This is a genomic window from Streptomyces sp. NBC_00335 (assembly GCF_036127095.1).
Taxonomy (GTDB): domain Bacteria; phylum Actinomycetota; class Actinomycetes; order Streptomycetales; family Streptomycetaceae; genus Streptomyces.
In genome coordinates, this window is the sequence record NZ_CP108006.1 from 7,017,962 (window position 1) to 7,038,130 (window position 20,169).

Here is a 20,169-nt window from a genome sequence, read left to right on the forward strand (position 1 = left end):
GATGTCGAAGCTCGGAGATCTCGGCGCCAAGCTGTACCGAGGTGAGGTCGGCTACGACTTCGTCGGCAAGCGCTTCGTCTGGTACGGCGTTTCCATCCTGATCACCATCACGGCGATCGTGGCCGTGGCCGTCTCGGGCCTGAACATGGGCATCGAGTTCAAGGGCGGTGCCGTCTTCACCACCCCGAAGACCTCCGTCTCGGAGGCCCAGGCCCGCGAGGACGCGGAAGAGGCCTCCGGCCACCCCGCGATCGTCCAGAAGCTCGGCACCGGCGGCCTGCGCATCCAGATCTCGGAACTGGGCACCGATGCCGCGGCCGACGTGAAGGCCAAGCTCGCCACCGACCTCAAGGTCGACGCGGCCGACATCAACGCGGACCTGGTCGGCCCCAGCTGGGGCGAGCAGATCGCCAACAAGGCCTGGACGGGCCTCGGCGTCTTCATGGTCCTCGTGGTGATCTACCTGGCCATCGCCTTCGAGTGGCGGATGGCCGTCGCGGCACTGATCGCGCTGATCCACGACCTCACCATCACCGTCGGCGTGTACGCGCTGGTCGGCTTCGAGGTCACCCCGGGTACGGTCATCGGTCTGCTGACCATCCTCGGTTACTCCCTCTACGACACCGTCGTCGTCTTCGACGGTCTCAAGGAGGGCTCGAAGGACATCACCAAGCAGACCCGCTGGACGTACAGCGAGATCGCCAACCGCAGCATCAACGGCACCCTGGTCCGCTCGATCAACACCACCGTCGTGGCGCTGCTCCCCGTCGGCGCGCTGCTCTTCATCGGTGGCGGCATCCTCGACGCCGGCATGCTGAACGACATCTCGCTGTCGCTGTTCGTCGGCCTCGCGGCCGGCGCCTACTCGTCGATCTTCATCGCGACCCCGCTGGTCGTGGACCTGAAGGAGCGCGAGCCGGCGATGAAGGCCCTGAAGAAGCGGGTGCTCGCGAAGCGGGCGTCGGCGGAGGCCAGGGGCGAGTCGCCCGAGGACGCCGGGACCGAAGGCACGCCCGAGGTAGTGGCCCAGGGCCGGTCGGGACGCCGCCGGTGACCGCGGAGCTGCCCTCCGGCGTACGGGACCTGCTGCTCAGCCGGATCACCGACGTGGCGGACTACCCGAAGCCGGGCGTGATGTTCAAGGACATCACCCCGCTGCTGGCCGACCCGAAGGCGTTCGGCGCCCTCACGGACGCGCTGGTGGCCCTGGCCGGGCAGTACGGAGCGACGAAGATCGTCGGTCTGGAGGCGCGGGGATTCATCCTGGCGGCTCCGGTGGCCGTCCAGGCGGGCATCGGCTTCGTGCCGGTCCGCAAGGCCGGGAAGCTGCCCGGGGCGACGCTCCTGCAGTCCTACGACCTGGAGTACGGGTCGGCGGAGATCGAGATCCACGCGGAGGCGCTGTGCGCCGACGACCGGGTCATGGTCATCGACGACGTGCTGGCCACCGGCGGCACCGCTGCCGCCTCGCTGGAGCTGATCCGCCGGGCCGGGGCGGCGGTTGCCGGGGTTGCGGTCCTGATGGAGCTTTCGTTCCTCCCGGGTCGTGAGCGGCTGGCCGGGGCCCTTGGCGGGGCTCCGCTGGATGCGCTGATCGTCGTCTGACGACGCTGTTCCCGCCGAAGCGGGCGTGCACCGGGATTTCCCGGAGCGCGCCCGCTTCGGCGTGTGCGGGCCGCTGCGCGGGGCTGAGTCCCCTACCCGCCCTTCGCCCGTTCCCCGGGGCTCCGCCCCGGACCCCGGTCCTCAAACGCCGGACGGGCTGGATGTGCACTGGTCGGGGTGGACTCGGGGAACGGGGTGGCGGAACCCTCGCTACGATGGGTTATCCGGACCGGACACGGGCACCGGATCCTCCCCCACACTCCGTGCGGGGGGACCCCCTGAGGAGCGCTCTTGCCAGACGAGGTCCAGCCAATCTCCGCCGCGCAGCCCGATCCGCAGGCCGAGCCGGCCGCGGCGGGCCCCGCCGCGCCGCCGGCCGCCCCGGTTCCGCCGACCCCGGCGCCCGCGCCTCCGGTCAAGCCCGCGTCCGCGAAGTCGGCCGGGTCCTCCAATCGGGTGCGCGCCCGGCTGGCCCGTCTCGGCGGGCAGCGTTCCAACCCGTACAACCCGGTCCTGGAACCGCTGCTCCGCATAGTCCGCAGCAACGACCCGAAGATCGAGACGGCCACGCTGCGGCAGATCGAGCAGGCCTACCAGGTCGCCGAGCGCTGGCACCGCGGTCAGAAGCGCAAGAGCGGCGACCCGTACATCACCCACCCGCTCGCGGTGACCACGATCCTCGCCGAGCTGGGCATGGACCCGGCCACGCTGATGGCGGGGCTCCTCCACGACACCGTGGAGGACACCGAGTACGGGCTGGAGGACCTGCGGCGCGACTTCGGCGACGCGGTGACCCTGCTCGTCGACGGGGTCACCAAGCTCGACCGGGTCAAGTTCGGCGAGGCCGCCCAGGCCGAGACCGTCCGCAAGATGGTCGTCGCCATGGCCAAGGACCCCCGGGTCCTGGTCATCAAGCTCGCCGACCGCCTGCACAACATGCGCACCATGCGGTACCTCAAGCGGGAGAAGCAGGAGAAGAAGGCCCGCGAGACCCTTGAGATCTACGCCCCGCTGGCGCACCGGCTGGGCATGAACACCATCAAGTGGGAGCTGGAGGACCTCGCCTTCGCGATCCTCTACCCCAAGATGTACGACGAGATCGTGCGGCTGGTGGCCGAAAGGGCACCCAAGCGGGACGAGTACCTCACGGTCGTCACCGACGAGGTGATGGCCGACCTCCGGGCCGCCCGCATCAAGGCCACCGTCACAGGTCGCCCCAAGCACTACTACAGCGTCTACCAGAAGATGATCGTCCGCGGCCGCGACTTCGCCGAGATCTACGACCTGGTCGGCATCCGGGTCCTCGTCGACACCGTCCGGGACTGCTACGCCGCCCTCGGCACCGTGCACGCGCGATGGAACCCGGTCCCCGGCCGGTTCAAGGACTACATCGCGATGCCGAAGTTCAACATGTACCAGTCGCTCCACACGACGGTCATCGGACCCAGCGGCAAGCCCGTCGAGCTGCAGATCCGCACTTTCGACATGCACCGCCGCGCCGAGTACGGCATCGCCGCGCACTGGAAGTACAAGCAGCAGACGGTCGCCGGCACCTCGAAGGTACGGACGGACGTGCCGCAGGCGGCCAAGGGCAGCGCGGGCCACGACACCGTCAACGACATGGCCTGGCTGCGCCAGCTGCTGGACTGGCAGAAGGAGACCGAGGACCCGAGCGAGTTCCTCGACTCCCTGCGCTTCGACCTCTCGCGCAACGAGGTCTTCGTCTTCACGCCCAAGGGCGATGTCATCGCCCTGCCGGCCGGCGCCACCCCCGTCGACTTCGCGTACGCCGTCCACACCGAGGTCGGCCACCGGACCATAGGGGCGCGGGTCAACGGGCGGCTCGTACCGCTCGAATCGACCCTCGACAACGGCGACCTGGTCGAGGTCTTCACCTCCAAGGCCGAGGGCGCCGGCCCGTCCCGCGACTGGCTGGGCTTCGTCAAGTCCCCCCGGGCCCGCAACAAGATCCGCGCCTGGTTCTCCAAGGAGCGCCGCGACGAGGCGATCGAACACGGCAAGGACGCCATCGCGCGGGCCATGCGCAAGCAGAACCTGCCGATCCAGCGCATCCTGACCGGGGACTCCCTCGTCACCCTCGCGCACGAGATGCGCTACCCCGACATCTCCTCGCTCTACGCGGCGATCGGCGAGGGCCACGTCACCGCGCAGAACGTCGTCCAGAAGCTGGTCCAGGCCCTCGGCGGCGAGGACGCGGCCAACGAGGACATCGAGGACAGCATCCCGCCGGCCCGCGGCCGCAGCACCCGCCGCGGCAACGCCGACCCCGGCGTGGTGGTCAAGGGCGTCGAGGACGTGTGGGTCAAGCTGGCCCGCTGCTGCACCCCGGTGCCGGGCGACCCGATCGTCGGCTTCGTCACGCGCGGCAGCGGCGTATCGGTCCACCGCGCGGACTGCGTCAACGTGGACTCCCTCTCCCAGGAGCCCGAGCGGATGCTGGAGGTCGAGTGGGCGCCCACCCAGTCCTCCGTCTTCCTGGTCGCCATCCAGGTCGAGGCGCTGGACCGGTCCCGGCTGCTCTCCGACGTCACCCGGGTGCTGTCGGACCAGCACGTGAACATCCTGTCGGCGGCCGTACAGACGTCCCGCGACCGGGTGGCCACCTCCCGGTTCACCTTCGAGATGGGCGACCCGAAGCACCTGGGCCACGTCCTGAAGGCCGTACGGGGCGTCGAGGGCGTCTACGACGTCTACCGCGTGACCTCGGCCCGCAGGCCGTAGCAGGGGAACCGTACGAAGGAGCAGGGGAACCGTACGAAGACGGAAGGGCCCCGGTACGCAGTGCGTACCGGGGCCCTTCCACGTGCGGGGCGGTGGTCAGCCGCCGAACTCCTCAAGGCCCTTCAGCGCCTGGTCCAGCAGGGCCTGACGGCCCTCCAGCTCCCGGGACAGCTTGTCGGCCTTGGAGTTGTTGCCCTGCGCGCGCGCCGCGTCGATCTGGCCGCGCAGCTTGTCGACCGCCGCCTGCAGCTGCCCCGTCAGACCGGCCGCACGGGCCCGCGCCTCCGGGTTCGTACGGCGCCACTCGCCTTCCTCGGCTTCCTGGATCGCCCGCTCGATGGTGTGCATCCGGCCCTCCACCTTGGGACGCGCGTCCCGCGGTACGTGGCCGATGGCCTCCCAGCGCTCGTTCAGGGAACGGAACGCGGCACGGGCCGCCTTCAGGTCCGTGATCGGGACGAGCTTCTCGGCCTCGTCGGCCAGCTCCTCCTTCAGCTTCAGGTTCTCCACCTGCTCGGCGTCGCGCTCCGCGAAGACCTCGCTGCGGGCCGCGAAGAACACGTCCTGGGCGCCGCGGAAACGGTTCCACAGGTCGTCCTCGGACTCGCGCTGCGCGCGGCCCGCGGCCTTCCAGTTGTCCATCAGCTCGCGGTAGCGCGCGGCCGTCGGACCCCAGTCGGTCGACTTCGACAGCGACTCGGCCTCCGCGACCAGCTTCTCCTTGACCTTGCGGGCGTCCTCGCGCTGCGCGTCGAGCGAGGCGAAGTGCGCCTTGCGGCGCTTGGAGAAGGCGGAACGGGCGTGCGAGAAGCGGTGCCACAGCTCGTCGTCCGACTTGCGGTCGAGGCGGGGCAGACCCTTCCAGATGTCCACCAGGGCCCGCAGCCGCTCGCCGGCGCTGCGCCACTGGTCGCTCTGCGCCAGCTCCTCGGCCTCGGCCACCAGTGCGTCCTTGGCCGTACGGGCCTCGTCCGTCTGCTTGGCCTTCTGGACCTTGCGCTCCTCGCGGCGCGAGTCCACGGTCGCCACCAGCTTGTCCAGCCGCACGCGCAGCGCGTCGAGGTCACCGACGGCGTGGTGCTCGTCCACCTGCGTACGCAGGTGCTCGATGGCCGTCTGGGCGTCCTTGGCGGCCAGATCGGTGGTCCGCACCCGTCGTTCGAGGAGGCCGATCTCGACCACCAGGCCCTCGTACTTGCGCTCGAAGTAGGCCAGGGCCTCCTCCGGGGTACCGGCCTGCCACGAGCCGACGACCTTCTCGCCATCGGCAGTACGCACGTACACGGTGCCGGTCTCGTCGACTCGGCCCCACGGGTCGCTGCTCACAGCGCCTCCTCCACCTGATGCCTTGCGAGGGGTTCACCCCCTGGGCATCGTCCACAGTTTCCTGGGGCGGGCCGCGCCCGCCCTGCACAACGCCAACATAGGCGACCGCCGGGCCGGCTGTCCGCATCCAGCACGACGGAATATCGCCGTACCGGAGCGCCTTGGAGGAAATCGATTCGGGGAAATCGAGGAGACAGCCCGGGCCCGGGGCGCCCGGTCCCGGTCAGTTCTGGGTGACGGTGCCCTTCTCGATCGTCACGGGGGTCTTGGGGGCCCCGTCCTGGCCGCCGTCGGCCACACCGGCCTTGGCCACCTCTTCGAGGACCTTCAGGCCGGCCGCGTCGATCTTGCCGAAGGGGGTGTACGTGGGGGCGAGCGGGCTGTCCTTGTAGACCAGGAAGAACTGGCTGCCGCCCGAGCCGGGCTGGCCGGTGTTGGCCATCGCCACCGTGCCCGCCGGGTAGATGACCTGTCCGGTCTCGTTGGGCTTGCCCAGGGCGTCGAGGTTCTCGTCCGCGATGGTGTAGCCGGGGCCGCCCGTGCCGGTGCCCTGCGGGTCACCGCACTGCAGGACGAAGATCCCGCCCGTGGTCAGGCGGTGGCACTTGGTGTTGTCGAAGTACTTCTTGTCGGCGAGCGACTTGAACGAGTTGACCGTCTGCGGGGTCTTCGCCGCGTCCATCTCGAACGTGATGTCGCCCGCGCTGGTCTTCAGGCCGAAGGTGTACTTCGCCTTGGCGTCGATCGCCATCGCCGGGGAGGGGGACTGCTGCGGGGTGGGCGCGGCCGAGGGAGTCGCGGCCGGGTCGGCCGCCTCGTCCTTCTTGTCCTTGTCGAACACGCCGCCGGCCACGAGGCCGACCAGCGCCGCGACGACCACGGCCACCGCCGCACCGATCACGGCCAGCCGCTTGCGCGACTTCTGCCGCGCCTCGGCACGCCGCTGCTGCTGGCGTTCGTACTTTTCCCTGGCGAGCTGGCGCCGCCGCTGATCGCTCGTGACCACCGGGTCGTCTCCTTGTGCGTATCTGGTACCACTGTCCGGGCTGGGTTAGGCCGTACCGTATATGGGTTCGCTGTGTAATGAGCGGCGCCGGTAGGCTCTGAGCAGCAGCATTCCTATCTGCAGCCTCCCGCCGGACGACGATTGAGGACGAACGTGCTGATTGCCGGATTCCCCGCCGGGGCCTGGGGGACCAACTGTTACGTGGTCGCCCCCGCCGCCGGTGAGGAGTGCGTCATCATCGACCCGGGCCACCAGGCCACCCAGGGTGTCGAAGAGACGCTGAAGAAGCATCGGCTCAAGCCCGTCGCCGTCGTCCTCACCCATGGCCACATCGATCATGTGGCCTCGGTGGTCCCGGTGTGCGGAGCACACGACGTACCGGCCTGGATCCACCCCGAAGACCGCTTCATGATGAGCGACCCGGAGAAGGCCCTCGGCCGTTCCCTCGGCGCCCAGCTCATGGGCGAGCTCACGGTGGGGGAGCCCTCGGACGTCAAGGAGCTCACCGACGGCGCGAAGCTCGCCCTCGCGGGCATGGAGCTCACCGTGTCGCACGCCCCCGGCCATACCAGGGGGTCGGTGACCTTCGGGATGCCCGCGGCGGCGGACATCCCGCCGCTGCTGTTCTCGGGCGACCTGCTCTTCGCCGGCTCCATCGGGCGTACGGACTTCCCCGGCGGCAGCCACGCCGACATGCTCGAATCGCTGGCCCGCGTGTGCCTGCCGCTCGACGATTCGACCGTGGTGCTGCCCGGACACAACGAGCACACGACCATTGGCCGTGAGCGAGCCACCAACCCGTACCTGCGGCAGGTGGCCGCCGGCCTGGGAGACGGCTTCACGTCTCCACGACGAGGAATGTGACGAGAGTTTCGTGAGTACTTTTCAGGCCCCCAAGGGCACGTACGACCTGCTGCCGCCCCGCTCCGCCACCTTCCTGGCGGTGCGCGAGGCGATCTCCGCGCCCCTGAAGAACTCCGGCTACGGGTACGTGGAGACCCCCGGCTTCGAGAACGTCGAGCTGTTCTCGCGCGGCGTCGGCGAGTCCACCGACATCGTCAGCAAGGAGATGTACACCCTCACCACGAAGGGCGGCGACCAGCTCGCCCTGCGTCCCGAGGGCACCGCCTCCGTGCTCCGCGCCGCCCTGCAGGGCAACCTCCACAAGCTCGGCGGCCTGCCCGTCAAGCTCTGGTACTCCGGCTCCTACTACCGCTACGAGCGGGCCCAGGCGGGCCGTTACCGCCACTTCTCCCAGGTCGGCGCCGAGGCGATCGGAGCCGAGGACCCGGCCCTGGACGCCGAGCTGATCATCCTGGCCGACCAGGCGTACCGCTCACTGGGCCTGCGCAACTTCCGCATCCTGCTGAACTCGCTCGGCGACAAGGAGTGCCGCCCGGTGTACCGGGAGGCCCTCCAGGCCTTCCTGCGCGGGCTCGACCTCGACGCGGAGACCGTGCGACGGGCCGAGATCAACCCGCTGCGCGTGCTCGACGACAAGCGGGCCGACGTGCAGAAGCAGCTCGTCGGCGCCCCGATGCTGCGCGACTACCTCTGCGATGCCTGCAAGGCGTACCACGAGGAGGTGCGGGCGCTGGTGACGGCGGCCGGGGTCGTCTTCGAGGACGACGAGAAGCTCGTGCGCGGCCTGGACTACTACACCCGCACCACCTTCGAGTTCGTCCACGACGGTCTGGGCTCCCAGTCGGCGGTGGGCGGCGGCGGCCGTTACGACGGCCTCTCCGAGATGATCGGCGGCCCGGCGCTGCCTTCGGTGGGCTGGGCGCTGGGCGTCGACCGTACGGTGCTGGCGCTCGAAGCCGAGGGTGTCGAACTGGACATCCCCGCCGCGACCTCCGTCTTCGCGGTGGCGCTCGGTGCGGCGAAGCCGGTGCTGTTCGGTCTGGTGACCGAGCTGCGGCGGGCCGGTGTGGCCGCGGACATCTCCTACGGGGGCAAGGGCCTCAAGGGTGCGATGAAGGACGCGAACCGGAGCGGGGCCCGCTTCGCGGTCGTCGCTGGGGACCGTGACCTCGAAGAGGGCGTGGTCCAGCTGAAGGACATGCAGTCCGGGGAGCAGACGCCGGTGGCCGTCGCCGAGCTCGTGGACACGGTCCGGGCGAAGCTGGCCTGACGGTCGCCGCCTGGTGGGGCGGGGTCGGGGGATCCGCTGCGCGGAGTTCTCCCCGCCCCGCCCTTTCGCCGTTTCCCGGGGCTCCGCCCCGGACCCCGCGCGGCGTTTGAGCGCACCGGGCGCGCAGCGCCCGGAACGGGGTCCGGGGCGGAGCCCCGGTTTCGGGAAGGGGTGGGGTGGGGGAAGCCCCGCGCAGCGGCCGCCGTTACAGGAGGCCGTGCCGCATGGCCGTGGTCACCGCCGCGGTGCGGTCCGTGACCTCCAGCTTCGCGAAGATGCGCAGCATGTGCGTCTTGACCGTGGACTCCGCCACGAACAGCCGGCGGCCGATCTCGGCATTGGTCGCGCCCCCGGCGACCAGGCGGAGCACCTCCACCTCCCGGTCGGAGAGCCGCGGCAGCGACGGGCGGGTGCGGAGCCGGTCCACCAGGCGGCCCGCCACCGTCGGGGCGAGGACCGTCTCGCCGCGCACGGCCGCCCGGACCGCGGCCGCCAGTTCCGCCCGCGCCATGTCCTTCAGCAGATAGCCCGCCGCCCCCGCCTCCACCGCGCGCAGGATGTCCCGGTCCTCCTCGTAGGTGGTCAGCACCACCACCCGTACCGGCAGCCGGGCCGCCGTGATGCGGGCGATCGATTCGACTCCGTCGCCACCCGGCATCCGCAGGTCCATCAGGATCAGGTCCAGGCCGCCTTCGGGGACCAGCCGCGCGGCGAGCGCCTCCGCCTGCGGGCCGTTCGAGGCCTCCGCGACGACCTCCAGGTCCGGTTCGGCGGCGAGCATGCCGCGCAGGCCCTCCCGTACCACCGGGTGGTCGTCGGCCAGCAGGATGCGGATCATCTCGTACGGCTCCTCAGCGGATCGGGAGGGTCACGGTGACGGTGGTTCCGGCCGAGGCGGCGCTGTCCACCCTCGCGGCGCCGCCCACCTCCGCGGCGCGGGCGAACAGTCCCCGCAGGCCGTAGCCGGGGGCGGGGGCCGCCGGGTCGAAGCCCCGGCCGGTGTCCCGGACCGTGAGGGTCAGCTCGGAGCCCCCGTAGGCGAGGGACACCGCACAACGGGCCTGCGGTCCGGCGTGCTTGGCGGCGTTCGACAGGGATTCCTGGCAGGACCGCAGGGCCACCACCTCCAGCACCGCGGCCAGCGGCCGGACCTCCCCGGTCACCGAGACGGCCGCCGGCGGATCGTGCCGGGCCGCGAGCCGCCGTACCGCGTCGGGCAGCGAACCGCCGTCGAGATCGGCGGGCGCGCCGCCCGCGACCAGGGCGCGGGCCTCGGCCAGGTTCTGCCGGGCGGTGACGGCCATCAGGTCCAGATGGCGCCGGGCCCGCTCCGGATCGGTGTCCAGCTCCGACTGCACGGCCTGTACGAGCATCAGCAGACTGGTGAAGCCCTGGGCGAGGGTGTCGTGGATCTCGCGGGACATGCGTTCCCTTTCTGCGTGGGCGCCGCGTTCAGCGGAGAGCCGGGCCACCTCCTCCCGGCTGGCGTCGAGTTCCGCGATGAGGGAGGCCCGCTGCCGGCTCTGCTCGATGATCCGGATGATCCAGGCACCGAAGAAGGCGGAGAAGAGGAAGGTGACGAGCGCGCCGAGCCCGCTCGCGAAGACGAAGTGCCCCTCCGGCCGCCACACCAGCGCCCAGCCCGCCACCGGCAGCAGGCACAGCAGGCCCACCGCGGTGACCGCCCGCCGCAGCGGCAGCAGCATGAAGCACTGCGGGGCGAGGGCGAAGGTGATCAGCCGGGCCTCGCCGGCCAGGGCGGCGGCCGGCAGGAAGAGGGCCAGCGCCACGCCCAGGTAGCGGGCGGAGCGCCGGGACTCGGCGCCGGGCTCCAGCAGGAGCAGCGGGCGTCCGGCGCCCAGGTAGCAGGGGATCAGGAGGGCGAGCAGGGCGGCGGCGGTGATCCGGTACGCCGGCCCGGGGGAGTCCGCGCCGAGGACGAAGGCCGCGGTCGCGATCCACACGACCCCGAAGTAGAGGTCCCACGGCCCGAACGCGCGGTCCCAGACGTGGGACTCGCGCGCTCCGGCCGCCTCCGCGAAGCCGCTCAGCCGTCGCGCCGGTTCTTCCACTTGAAGGTCAGCAGGCACAGCACCAGCCCCCCGAGCACCCAGGCGCCCAGGACCAGGGCGACCCGCCCATACTCCCAGGCACCGGCCTGTTCGAAAACGGCCGCGGACTCGGGAAGGAACACCCCGCGCAGTCCCTGGCACATCCACTTGAGCGGGAACAGCGCACCGATGTTCAGCAGCCAGTCGGGGATCTGGTGGACCGGGATGAACACCCCTGAGATGAACTGCAGGATCAGGAAGGGCAGGACCACGACCGAGCTGGCGCTCTTGCCGGACTTGGGCAGGCTGCTGATCGCGATGCCGAGCAGGGCGCAGCCGGCCAGGCCCAGGGTGAAGATCCACGCGAACGTCAGCCACTTCGCGGCGGACGTCGGCAGATCGAGGTCGAACAGGGTGGAGCCGACCAGCAGCAGGATCGCGGTCTCGGCGAGGCCGGTGGCCAGCACCATCCACACCTTGCCGAGGAAGTACGCCGCCGGCGGCATCGGGGTCCCGCGCAGCCGGCGCAGCACCTTCTCGTCGCGTTCGACGGCGATGGAGATGCCGAGGGACTGGAAGCTGGTGGACATGATGCCGGCGGCGACCATGCCTGCCGCGTACATCTGGGAGGCGGTGACCCCGGTGCCCTCCATGCCTTCGCTGAAGATCGAGGCGAAGAGCGCGAGGAAGACGATGGGGAAGGCGAAGGTGAAGATCACCGCGTCGCGCTGGCGGACGAACTGCCTGATCTCCAGCACCCCGCGGCTCAGACCGAGGGACCAGGCGCCGGGCAGCGCCCCGGCCCCGCCCGTGCCCGTACGCGTGCCCGTGGCCTTGCCCGTACTCGTACCCGTCTGCGTGCTCATCGGGGCTCCCCCTGCCGCGTCGTGTTCCGGTCGAGCTGGCCCGTGAGGCGCAGGTACACGTCCTCCAGGGTGGGTCGGGTGATCCTCAGGTCGGGGACCTCCCCGTCGAAGCGGGCCGCGAGTTCCGCGACCGTACGGGTGGGCGTCTCGGTGGAGGTGCTGCGCGGGCCGCCGTCCCGGTCGGTCCACTCGACGGTGGCGCCGGTCCCGAGGCGGGCGCGCAGTGCGGCCGGCTCGCCCTCGGCCACGACCTTGCCGCGGGCGATGACCGCGAGCCGGTCGGCGAGGGCCTCGGCCTCCTCCAGGTAGTGGGTGGTGAGCACGATGGTGGTGCCCGAGTCGGACAGCAGCCGGATCAGGTCCCAGAACTGCCGCCGGGCCGCCGGGTCGAAACCGGTCGTGGGCTCGTCCAGGAGCAGCAGCTCGGGGTCGCCGATGACCCCGAGCGCCACGTCGAGGCGGCGCCGCTGCCCGCCGGAGAGGGTCTTGAGCCGGTGGCCGCGCTTGCCCTCCAGGCCGACCAGGGCGATCACCTCGGCCGGATCGCGCGGGGCCGGGTAGTAGCGGGCGAAGTGCTCGACCGTCTCCCGTACCGTCAGTTCGGCGGGCGCCGACTCGTCCTGCCAGACGATGCCGACGCGCGAGCGCCAGGCCCGGCCGGCGGTCGCGGGGTCCGCGCCGAGGACGAGCACCTCGCCGCCGTCCCGCTCCCGGTGCCCCTGGAGTATTTCCACCGTGGTGCTCTTGCCGGCGCCGTTGGGCCCCAGGAGGCCGAAGACCTCGCCCCGCCGGATCGTCAGGTCCAGTCCGTCCACTGCGGTGACCTCGCCGTACTGCTTGCGGAGCCCCCGTACTTCCACCGCGTTCTCTGTCATGTCTCCCATGGTGTGGCGGAAGCCCGCCCACCGGTCCCCCCGTGCGTACCGCCTCCTGTCCGTCGATCGGTGGACAGTCGCCGGACGGTGGACAGCCCGGCCGGGTACGGCACAATGGCCGGTGCTTGTTGACCTTGCAGATGTGGAGCGGGCCGGATGACGACACGAGGGACCGATACGGACACCGCCGAGCCGCGGACGGCCGTCGGCGGCAGCCGGGCGCTCGCCCTGCTGCTGGTGATCACGGGAGCCGCGGGTCTGCTCGCCGCCTGGGTCATCACGATCGACAAGTTCAAGCTGCTGGAGGACCCGGACTTCGTCCCGGGCTGCAGCCTCAACCCGATCGTCTCCTGCGGCAACATCATGAAGAGCGACCAGGCGTCGGTCTTCGGCTTCCCGAACCCGATGCTGGGCCTGGTCGCCTACGGCATGGTCGTGTGCGTCGGCATGAGCCTGCTCGCACGGGCGCGCTTCCCGCGCTGGTACTGGCTCACCCTGAACGCCGGGATGCTCTTCGGCGTCGGCTTCTGCACCTGGCTGATGTACCAGTCGCTGTACAACATCAACTCCCTGTGCCTGTGGTGCTGCCTGGCCTGGGTCGCCACCATCGTCATGTTCTGGTACGTCACCTCGCACAACGTCCGCCACAGGCTGCTGCCGGCCCCCGGCTGGCTGCGCGGCCTCTTCGACGAGTTCACCTGGGTGCTGCCCGTCCTGCACATCGGGATCATCGGGATGCTGATCCTGACCCGCTGGTGGGACTTCTGGATGTCCTGACCTCCTGACCTCCCGCCCACCTGATCCGTCCGGACGGGAGTGTCGGTGGGCTCGCATAGGCTTCCGGTGTGGAACCAGATCTCTTCACCGCAGCCGCCGAAGACCGCCAGGCGAAGGACCCCTCCAGTTCTCCGCTCGCCGTCCGGATGCGTCCGCGCACCCTGGACGAGGTCGTCGGGCAGCAGCACCTGCTGAAGCCCGGCTCCCCGCTGCGCCGGCTCGTCGGGGACGGAGCGGGCGGTCCCGCCGGCGCCTCCTCGGTGATCCTCTGGGGCCCGCCGGGCATCGGTAAGACCACGCTCGCGTACGTGGTGAGCCAGGCGACGAAGAAGCGGTTCGTCGAGCTGTCCGCGATCACCGCCGGTGTGAAGGAAGTACGGGCCGTCATCGAGGGCGCCAAGCGGGCGGCCGGCGGATACGGCAAGGACACCGTCCTCTTCCTCGACGAGATCCACCGCTTCAGCAAGGCGCAGCAGGACTCGCTGCTGCCGGCCGTGGAGAACCGCTGGGTCACGCTGATCGCCGCGACCACGGAGAACCCGTACTTCTCGATCATCTCCCCGCTGCTGTCCCGCTCGCTGCTGCTGACGCTGGAACCGCTGACGGACGAGGACCTGAGCGCCCTGATGCACCGGGCGCTGACGGAGGAACGGGGCCTCGGGGGCGCGGTCACCCTGCCCGCGGACGCGGAGGCGCACCTGCTGCGGATCGCCGGCGGAGACGCGCGGCGCGCGCTGACGGCCCTGGAAGCGGGCGCGGGCTCGGCGATCGCCAAGGGGGAGCCGGAGATCAGCCTCCAGACGGTGGAGGAGGCCGTCGACCGGGCCGCGGTGAAGTACGACCGGGACGGCGACCAGCACTACGACGTGGCGAGCGCGCTGATCAAGTCGATCCGGGGCTCGGACGTGGACGCGGCGCTGCACTATCTGGCCCGCATGATCGAAGCGGGGGAGGACCCGCGGTTCATCGCGCGCCGGCTGATGATCTCGGCCAGCGAGGACATCGGACTGGCCGACCCGACGGCCCTGCCGCTCGCCGTGGCCGCCGCCCAGGCGGTGGCGATGATCGGCTTCCCGGAGGCCTCGCTCACGCTGTCGCACGTGACGATCGCGCTGGCGCTGGCCCCGAAGTCGAACACCGCGACGACGGCGATCGGCGCGGCGCTGGCCGATGTCCGGGCCGGACTGGCGGGGACCGTCCCGGCGCACCTCCGCGACGGCCACTACAAGGGGGCGGCGAAGCTGGGGCACGCGGTGGGGTACGTGTACCCGCACGACGTGCCCGGCGCGATTGCTGCGCAGCAGTACGCGCCGGATGCCGTGCACGGCAAGCGGTACTACGAGCCGACCCGGTACGGGGCCGAAGCCCGTTACGCGGACGTGGTGGAAAAGGTCCGCGAGCGGCTCCGGGGCGCCGGCTCCTGACCTGCGGGGCCGCTCCCGGGGGCGCCGCCCCCGGACCCCCGCGCCTCCAACGCCGGCGGGGCTGAATGCGGCTGAGGCCGGGGCTTCACCCCGCGCAGCGGCGTCGTGTCGCGGGTGCCGGGCAAGAGGGCCGGGCCTAGGCTCCGTCGCATGGGACGTCCCGCTCCGCTCATCGCCGTCGCGGCCACGCTGCTGCTCAGTGGGTGTCACCACGGAGACGGCGAAAGGGCACAGGCCAGCGCCGCCGCACTCGTCGCCCAGGTCCCCCTCGCGAGCGCCGGGTTCCCGCCCACCGCGGCCACGGCCAAGACCCAGCTGGGCAAGCTCAAGGTCGAGTGGGGCAAGAACTGGGAGACGTACAAGCGCGAGAACTTCGGCAAGTACTGGTCCGACGAGACCGACGCCATCGGCGGACGCAACGGCTGCGACACCCGCGACGACGTCCTGCGCAGGGACCTCCGGGAGCTGCGCGAGGGCGACAGGAACCCCTGCGTCGTGCTGTCCGGGGTGCTGAAGGATCCGTACACGGGGAAGGAGCTCCCCTATTACTACCGCCGCGCCTCGCAGATCCAGACCGACCACGTCGTCGCCCTCGGCGCCGCCTGGCGCGGGGGCGCGTACGCCTGGACCCCGCAGCGGCGCCTGGAGTACGCCAACGACCTGGACGTGCTGCTCGCCGTGGACAAGCAGACCAACTACGACAAGAGCAGCAAGACCGCGGACAAGTGGAAGCCGCCCCAGAAGGGCTACTGGTGCGAGTACGCGCGGCGGTACACCGGGATCAAGGCGAAGTACGGGCTCTCCGTGACCCCGCCGGAGAAGCAGGCGCTGCAGGAGATGCTCGGCACCTGCCCGGCCTAGCCCGCCCAGTCGGCCTAACCGGCGAAGAGGGTGCTCATCGCCCGGCGCAGGCCGCAGACGTCGGTCACCGGCTCCGGGAAGTCGAAGCGGGCGTCGAAGGCGGTGGCGCCGCGGGTGAAGCGCACGCGCAGGCCCAGCCGGTCCAGCGCGAGGGGGACCGCCGTCAGGTCCGCCGTCTCCCGGGTGCCCAGCAGGCCGCACAGGTCACCCATCCGGTCCCCGTGCGAAGAGGCCAGGTGCTGGAGGAGCTCCGTCTCGTGGGCCACCATCGGGTCGGGCTCGGCCCCGGCCAGCAGCTCGGGGTCCACGTGCTCGGCCCCCCACAGGTCGTCCACGGAGATCTCGCCGACCTCCAGGCGCAGCAGCATCCAGGCGGGCCGCCCGGCGGGCGGAGCGTCGAGGGACTCGGTCAGGCCGAGGAGCTCGCCGACCGGGTGCCGCTCGGCCAGCAGCGCCGCGCAGGCCGCCCGCTCGGCGGCCCCGCGCACCGGCGTGAGCCACCCGGCGAGCCAGGCGCGGCCTCGGATACGATGGGGCACGGACACCGGCGCCACATCCGTGATCTCGATCACGGCGGTGAGGTCGTCGTCCTGGGCGTGAGCGGCTGCCCTGGCAGCCGCGGATTCCCCTGATACCAGGAGAATCACGTCCCCGTCCGGGGTGACGGTCCTTGCGGCCGGCATCCCTGTCCCGAACTCCCCCTGGTCACGAGCACCGGGGAGCGTGAGGGATACTGAGGCGTTGGACTCTACGAGGGTTCGTACGCGTTCGGCTCCGGTGAGCTGCCGAACGCCTTCCCTGGGACGCGGCTGACCTTGCTTATCGTCGCCGAAAGCAGATCCTGTTTCGTTTGGATCTGAACTTCGGTGCGCACTGGGCAGGGGGATCCCATGTGGTCGAGACATTACGTCCTCCTCGCTAAGGTAAGCCTCACCTAACTTACATGGAGGTAGGTTCCACGTGAACCAGAAGCGACCCAAGGTCAAGAAGTCGCGTGCCCTCGGCATTGCGCTGACCCCGAAGGCCGTCAAGTACTTCGAGGCCCGCCCCTACCCGCCGGGCGAGCACGGCCGTGGCCGCAAGCAGAACTCGGACTACAAGGTTCGTCTGCTGGAGAAGCAGCGTCTGCGCGCTCAGTACGACATCTCTGAGCGTCAGATGGCCCGCGCGTACGACCGCGCCAAGAAGGCCGAAGGCAAGACGGGCGAGGCGCTGGTCGTCGAGCTCGAGCGTCGCCTCGACGCCCTGGTTCTGCGTTCGGGCATTGCCCGCACCATCTACCAGGCTCGCCAGATGGTCGTTCACGGCCACATCGAGGTCAACGGCGACAAGGTCGACAAGCCGTCGTTCCGCGTCCGTCCGGACGACGTCATCACGGTGCGCGAGCGCAGCCGCGAGAAGGTTCCGTTCCAGGTTGCCCGTGAGGGTGGCTACGCAGGCGAGGGCGAAACCCCGCGTTACCTGCAGGTCAACCTGAAGGCCCTGGCCTTCCGCCTGGACCGCGACCCGAACCGCAAGGAAATCCCGGTCATCTGCGACGAGCAGCTGGTCGTCGAGTACTACGCCCGCTGATCCAGCAGTACCAGCGGACGTAGCCCTCACAGGCTGGTTCAGCCCGCCGGTTCCCCCTCGGGGGAGCCGGCGGGTTTCCTGTTTTTCGCCCCCGGGTGCGCCAACGGCCGCTCGGTCCGTTCGGCCCGCTCCGCGGCGCCGCGCGGCCTCGGCAGCGGACCCGCCGGCACGGGCGCCGGCTCCGGTCCCCGCAGGGCCCGCTCCACCAGAACGTCCAGCGGCAGGGTCCGGCCGTGCCGGGCGCAGGACGCGTACCGCTCGGCGCCCAGCAGTTCGCCCGCCCGCTCCTGGCACATCAGCCGCGGGGCGTTGAAGTACCCCGAGCCGAACAGCCGCATCCCCACCCCGTCCCACAGGGGCTCCGCCGCGCCCTGCAGGACGGCCGCCTCCGCCGGATGCCCCTCGGCGACCGTGACCAGCGCCAGCAGCTCCACCGCCAGCACCAGCCCCACCAGGTCGCGGAACGTGTGGTTGATGGCCACGCACTCGGCCAGCAGCAGCCGCGCCTCGGCCGTGCCTCCGGTGTCCAGCGCCGCGTACGCGAGGACGTACAGGGCGTACGCCTTGGTCCAGCGCTCCCCGCGCTCCTCGCAGATGTCCCGGACCTCCCGGCACAGGGTGAGCGCGCCCGCCAGCTCCCCCTGGAAGGCCAGCGCCATCGCCAGCTCCACCTGGCACATCAGCACGTTGCTGTTGAGCTCCCCGGCTTCCCGGTAGCGCTCCAGCGCCGAGCCCAGCAGCTCCCCGGCCCGGGCCATGTCGTCCGAGACCAGTGCCAGGCAGCCCATCCGGTGGACGGCGTACGCACCCGCCACCGGGTTCTCGCTCCGCGCGGCCCCGTCCCGGCACTCGTACAGCGCGCTCATCGAGGCCACCGAGTCGCCCTGCAGGGCGGCCACGTACCCGAGCACCCACAGCGCCTTCAGCCGGGAGCTCTCGTACTCCACCCCCGTCGAGCCGGTGCGCCCGAGGTCGACCTCCAGGGTCCGGTCCAGCCAGTGCCGGCCCTCGGTGAGCCGGCCGCAGCCCGCCCAGTAGAACCAGAGGGTGCCCGCCAGGTACTGGCCCAGGTGGATCTCCTCCGGCTCGTCCAGGCAGCACTCCAGCGCGAGCCGGAGGTTCGGCAGTTCCGCCTCCACCAGTGCGGCGACCTCCTCCTGGCGCGGGCTGAACCAGTCCAGCTCGCACCAGGTCGCCAGGCCCATGTACCAGTCCCGGTGCCGGCGCCGCAGCCGCCGGGCGTCGCCCAGCGACTCCAGCCAGCCCGCCCCGTAGATCCGTACGCTCTCCAGCATCCGGTAGCGGACCCCGGCCGCCGTCTCCTCCCGGACCAGCAGGGACTGCCCCAGCAGCTCCCCGACCAGGTCCAGCACCGAATCCACCGGCAGGTCCGGCCCCGCGCACACGTACTCGGCGGCGTCCAGGTCGAACTGCCCCGCGAACACCGAGAGCCGCGCCCACAGCAGCCGCTCCCCGGACGTGCACAGCTCGTGGCTCCAGCCGATCGCCGTGCGCAGCGCCCGGTGCCGGGGCAGCGCGCCGCGCGAGCCGCCCGTCAGCAGGGCGAAGCGGTCCTCCAGCCGGGACAGCACCTGCGCCGGCGACAGCGTGCGCAGCCGGCCCGCCGCCAGCTCGAGCGCCAGCGGCAGGCCGTCGAGGCGGGCGCACAGCTCGGCCAGCTCCGCCCGGTTGGACTCCGTCACGGAGAAGGCCGGATCGGCCGCCGAGGTCCGCTCGATCAGCAGGGCCAGGGCCTCCTCCGGCCCCAGCGGGGCCAGCGGCCAGGACAGCTCCCCGTCGAGGGTCAGCGGGCGCCGGCCGGCCGCGAGCACGCGCAGGCCGGGGGAGCGGCGCAGGAGGTCCCGTACCAGGTCGGCGGTCTCGTCGACCAGCTGCTCGAAGCCGTCCAGGACCAGCAGCAGCCGCCGCTCGGCCAGGTGTTCGGCAAGGACCGTCCGGGGTGGACGGGTGGTGTGGTCGGTCAGCCCGAGCGCCTCGGCGAGCGTCAGCTCCAGCAGCGCCGGATCCCGTACGGAGGCCAGCTCGGCCAGCCACACGCCATCGCAGTAGCGTTCCTGCGCCGGGTCCGCAGCGCCACCGGCCTCGTCGGGACCGGCCGCCGCGTCGGCGGCCGCCCTGGCGGCCGCCAGTACCAGGCGGGTCTTGCCCACGCCGCCCGCGCCGGTCACCGTGACCAGCCGCGAGGCGTCCAGCAGCCGCCCCAGCTCGGTGAGTTCCCCGCCCCGCCCGACAAAGCCGCTCAGGTCCGAGGGAAGATTGCCCGGCGTCCTTCGTGGAATGGGTCCTTGTCGCATGGGACACGGAGCGTACTGGTCCGCATGCGCTGCGTACAAGGCGGGCCGGTTCCCGCCGCCCGGCGGGCGCGGCGCCCCGGAATTGCGGTACTGCGGCGGATCTCCGGCGCGATAGGGTCGGAGGACGACTTTTTCGCTTGGTGATCAATCTGTAGAGAGCGGTGTGAACGTGTCCGGTGGAGAGGTGGCCGGGATCCTGGTGGCCGTCTTCTGGGCCATCCTGGTCTCCTTCCTCGCCGTGGTGCTGGTGAGGCTGGCCCAGGTGCTCAAGGCGACCACCAAACTGGTGGCCGACGTGACCGAGCAGGCCGTCCCGCTGCTCGCGGACGCCTCCACCACCGTTCGCTCCGCCCGCACCCAGCTCGACCGGGTCGACGCCATCGCGAGCGACGTACAGGAAGTCACCTCCAACGCCTCCGCGCTGTCCTCCACCGTCGCGTCCACCTTCGGCGGCCCGCTCGTCAAGGTCGCGGCCTTCGGCTACGGCGTCCGCAAGGCGCTCGGCAAGGCCGGCGCGACCCCGCAGGACGCGCCGGCCAAGACCTCCCGACGGACCGTGATCGTCGGCCGTACGGTGCCGGCCGCCCGGCGCCGGAAGCAGAAGGGCTGAGATCT

At 71.3% G+C, this 20,169-nt stretch carries 18 protein-coding genes; 10 read left to right on the forward strand and 8 right to left on the reverse strand.

Translation table 11 applies throughout. The annotated features are described in order from the left end of the window. The first annotated feature begins 1 nt into the window (after position 1). The 3 genes from secF (at position 2) to OHA37_RS31910 (ending at position 4,347) form a co-directional block, all read left to right on the forward strand. On the forward strand, positions 2-1,054 hold the full coding sequence (secF, locus tag OHA37_RS31900; protein ID WP_266910359.1) for a protein translocase subunit SecF: 1,053 nt from the start codon (positions 2-4) through the stop codon (positions 1,052-1,054). Next, on the forward strand, positions 1,051-1,605 hold the full coding sequence (locus OHA37_RS31905; protein WP_266910361.1) for an adenine phosphoribosyltransferase: 555 nt from the start codon (positions 1,051-1,053) through the stop codon (positions 1,603-1,605). The genes secF and OHA37_RS31905 overlap by 4 nt, the downstream gene beginning before the upstream one ends. Positions 1,606-1,896: 291 nt before the next feature. After that, positions 1,897-4,347 carry a RelA/SpoT family protein gene (locus OHA37_RS31910; RefSeq protein WP_266910363.1) on the forward strand — a complete coding sequence of 817 codons (2,451 nt, stop codon included), beginning with the start codon at positions 1,897-1,899 and terminating at the stop codon, positions 4,345-4,347. Positions 4,348-4,443: 96 nt separating this feature from the next. Here OHA37_RS31910 and OHA37_RS31915 read toward each other — a convergent pair whose 3' ends face one another. Both OHA37_RS31915 and OHA37_RS31920 read right to left on the reverse strand, forming a co-directional pair. Then, on the reverse strand, positions 4,444-5,673 hold the full coding sequence (locus OHA37_RS31915) for a DUF349 domain-containing protein (RefSeq protein WP_266910365.1): 1,230 nt from the start codon (positions 5,671-5,673) through the stop codon (positions 4,444-4,446). A 223-nt stretch (positions 5,674-5,896) separates the two neighbouring features. After that, positions 5,897-6,679, reverse strand: coding sequence for a peptidylprolyl isomerase (locus tag OHA37_RS31920; RefSeq protein ID WP_266910367.1), 783 nt, complete (start codon positions 6,677-6,679; stop codon positions 5,897-5,899). Between the two features lie 153 nt (positions 6,680-6,832). On the opposite strand from OHA37_RS31920, the gene OHA37_RS31925 reads away from it, so the two are divergent. Next, the gene (locus OHA37_RS31925) at positions 6,833-7,543 is read left to right on the forward strand and encodes an MBL fold metallo-hydrolase (protein WP_266910369.1); all 711 of its coding nucleotides are present in this window, start codon (positions 6,833-6,835) and stop codon (positions 7,541-7,543) included. A 10-nt stretch (positions 7,544-7,553) separates the two neighbouring features. Beyond that, positions 7,554-8,813, forward strand: coding sequence for a histidine--tRNA ligase (hisS, locus tag OHA37_RS31930; protein ID WP_266910371.1), 1,260 nt, complete (start codon positions 7,554-7,556; stop codon positions 8,811-8,813). Positions 8,814-9,018: 205 nt separating this feature from the next. Here hisS and OHA37_RS31935 read toward each other — a convergent pair whose 3' ends face one another. Genes OHA37_RS31935 through OHA37_RS31950 form a run of 4 tightly spaced genes read right to left on the reverse strand, consistent with a single transcriptional unit; the run spans position 9,019 to position 12,605 of the window. Then, positions 9,019-9,651: a response regulator gene (locus tag OHA37_RS31935; protein ID WP_266910373.1), complete on the reverse strand. Its 633-nt coding sequence runs from the start codon at positions 9,649-9,651 to the stop codon at positions 9,019-9,021. Between the two features lie 13 nt (positions 9,652-9,664). Further along, positions 9,665-10,903, reverse strand: a complete 1,239-nt coding sequence (locus OHA37_RS31940; RefSeq protein WP_266910375.1) for a sensor histidine kinase — start codon at positions 10,901-10,903, stop codon at positions 9,665-9,667. After that, positions 10,861-11,730, reverse strand: coding sequence for an ABC transporter permease (locus tag OHA37_RS31945; protein ID WP_266910377.1), 870 nt, complete (start codon positions 11,728-11,730; stop codon positions 10,861-10,863). The genes OHA37_RS31940 and OHA37_RS31945 overlap by 43 nt, the downstream gene beginning before the upstream one ends. Next, on the reverse strand, positions 11,727-12,605 hold the full coding sequence (locus tag OHA37_RS31950; protein ID WP_266910379.1) for an ABC transporter ATP-binding protein: 879 nt from the start codon (positions 12,603-12,605) through the stop codon (positions 11,727-11,729). The genes OHA37_RS31945 and OHA37_RS31950 overlap by 4 nt, the downstream gene beginning before the upstream one ends. A 156-nt stretch (positions 12,606-12,761) precedes the next feature. Between OHA37_RS31950 and OHA37_RS31955 the strand changes: the two genes are divergently transcribed. The 3 genes from OHA37_RS31955 to OHA37_RS31965 all read left to right on the forward strand — a co-directional run bounded on the left by OHA37_RS31955 (position 12,762) and on the right by OHA37_RS31965 (position 15,667). Next, positions 12,762-13,382 (forward strand): vitamin K epoxide reductase family protein, encoded by a 621-nt coding sequence (locus OHA37_RS31955; RefSeq protein WP_266910381.1) that lies wholly within the window; start codon positions 12,762-12,764, stop codon positions 13,380-13,382. Between the two features lie 68 nt (positions 13,383-13,450). Beyond that, complete coding sequence (locus OHA37_RS31960; RefSeq protein ID WP_266910383.1) at positions 13,451-14,806, forward strand: replication-associated recombination protein A; 1,356 nt, start codon at positions 13,451-13,453, stop codon at positions 14,804-14,806. Between the two features lie 150 nt (positions 14,807-14,956). Then, positions 14,957-15,667: an HNH endonuclease family protein gene (locus OHA37_RS31965; protein WP_266910385.1), complete on the forward strand. Its 711-nt coding sequence runs from the start codon at positions 14,957-14,959 to the stop codon at positions 15,665-15,667. A gap of 14 nt (positions 15,668-15,681) precedes the next feature. Here OHA37_RS31965 and OHA37_RS31970 read toward each other — a convergent pair whose 3' ends face one another. Continuing rightward, positions 15,682-16,572, reverse strand: coding sequence for a DUF2470 domain-containing protein (locus OHA37_RS31970; RefSeq protein ID WP_443046241.1), 891 nt, complete (start codon positions 16,570-16,572; stop codon positions 15,682-15,684). Between the two features lie 55 nt (positions 16,573-16,627). On the opposite strand from OHA37_RS31970, the gene rpsD reads away from it, so the two are divergent. Further along, complete coding sequence (gene rpsD / locus OHA37_RS31975; protein ID WP_008740451.1) at positions 16,628-17,239, forward strand: 30S ribosomal protein S4; 612 nt, start codon at positions 16,628-16,630, stop codon at positions 17,237-17,239. A 38-nt stretch (positions 17,240-17,277) separates the two neighbouring features. Here rpsD and OHA37_RS31980 read toward each other — a convergent pair whose 3' ends face one another. Continuing rightward, on the reverse strand, positions 17,278-19,554 hold the full coding sequence (locus tag OHA37_RS31980) for an ATP-binding protein (protein WP_266910389.1): 2,277 nt from the start codon (positions 19,552-19,554) through the stop codon (positions 17,278-17,280). Between the two features lie 169 nt (positions 19,555-19,723). Here OHA37_RS31980 and OHA37_RS31985 point away from each other — a divergent pair, with 169 nt between their 5' ends. Beyond that, positions 19,724-20,164 carry a DUF948 domain-containing protein gene (locus tag OHA37_RS31985; protein WP_266910391.1) on the forward strand — a complete coding sequence of 147 codons (441 nt, stop codon included), beginning with the start codon at positions 19,724-19,726 and terminating at the stop codon, positions 20,162-20,164. Positions 20,165-20,169 lie beyond the last annotated feature (5 nt).

What these genes read in the sequence shown, in the direction of transcription:
- OHA37_RS31970 (WP_443046241.1), bottom strand. Translation starts at nt 16,572, where the DNA reads ATGTCTCGACCACATGGGATCCCCCTGCCCAGTGCGCACCGAAGTTCA.
- secF (WP_266910359.1), top strand. Translation starts at nt 2, where the DNA reads ATGTCGAAGCTCGGAGATCTCGGCGCCAAGCTGTACCGAGGTGAGGTC.
- OHA37_RS31980 (WP_266910389.1), bottom strand. Translation starts at nt 19,554, where the DNA reads ATGCGACAAGGACCCATTCCACGAAGGACGCCGGGCAATCTTCCCTCG.
- OHA37_RS31950 (WP_266910379.1), bottom strand. Translation starts at nt 12,605, where the DNA reads ATGACAGAGAACGCGGTGGAAGTACGGGGGCTCCGCAAGCAGTACGGC.
- OHA37_RS31965 (WP_266910385.1), top strand. Translation starts at nt 14,957, where the DNA reads ATGGGACGTCCCGCTCCGCTCATCGCCGTCGCGGCCACGCTGCTGCTC.
- OHA37_RS31955 (WP_266910381.1), top strand. Translation starts at nt 12,762, where the DNA reads ATGACGACACGAGGGACCGATACGGACACCGCCGAGCCGCGGACGGCC.
- OHA37_RS31945 (WP_266910377.1), bottom strand. Translation starts at nt 11,730, where the DNA reads ATGAGCACGCAGACGGGTACGAGTACGGGCAAGGCCACGGGCACGCGT.
- OHA37_RS31935 (WP_266910373.1), bottom strand. Translation starts at nt 9,651, where the DNA reads ATGATCCGCATCCTGCTGGCCGACGACCACCCGGTGGTACGGGAGGGC.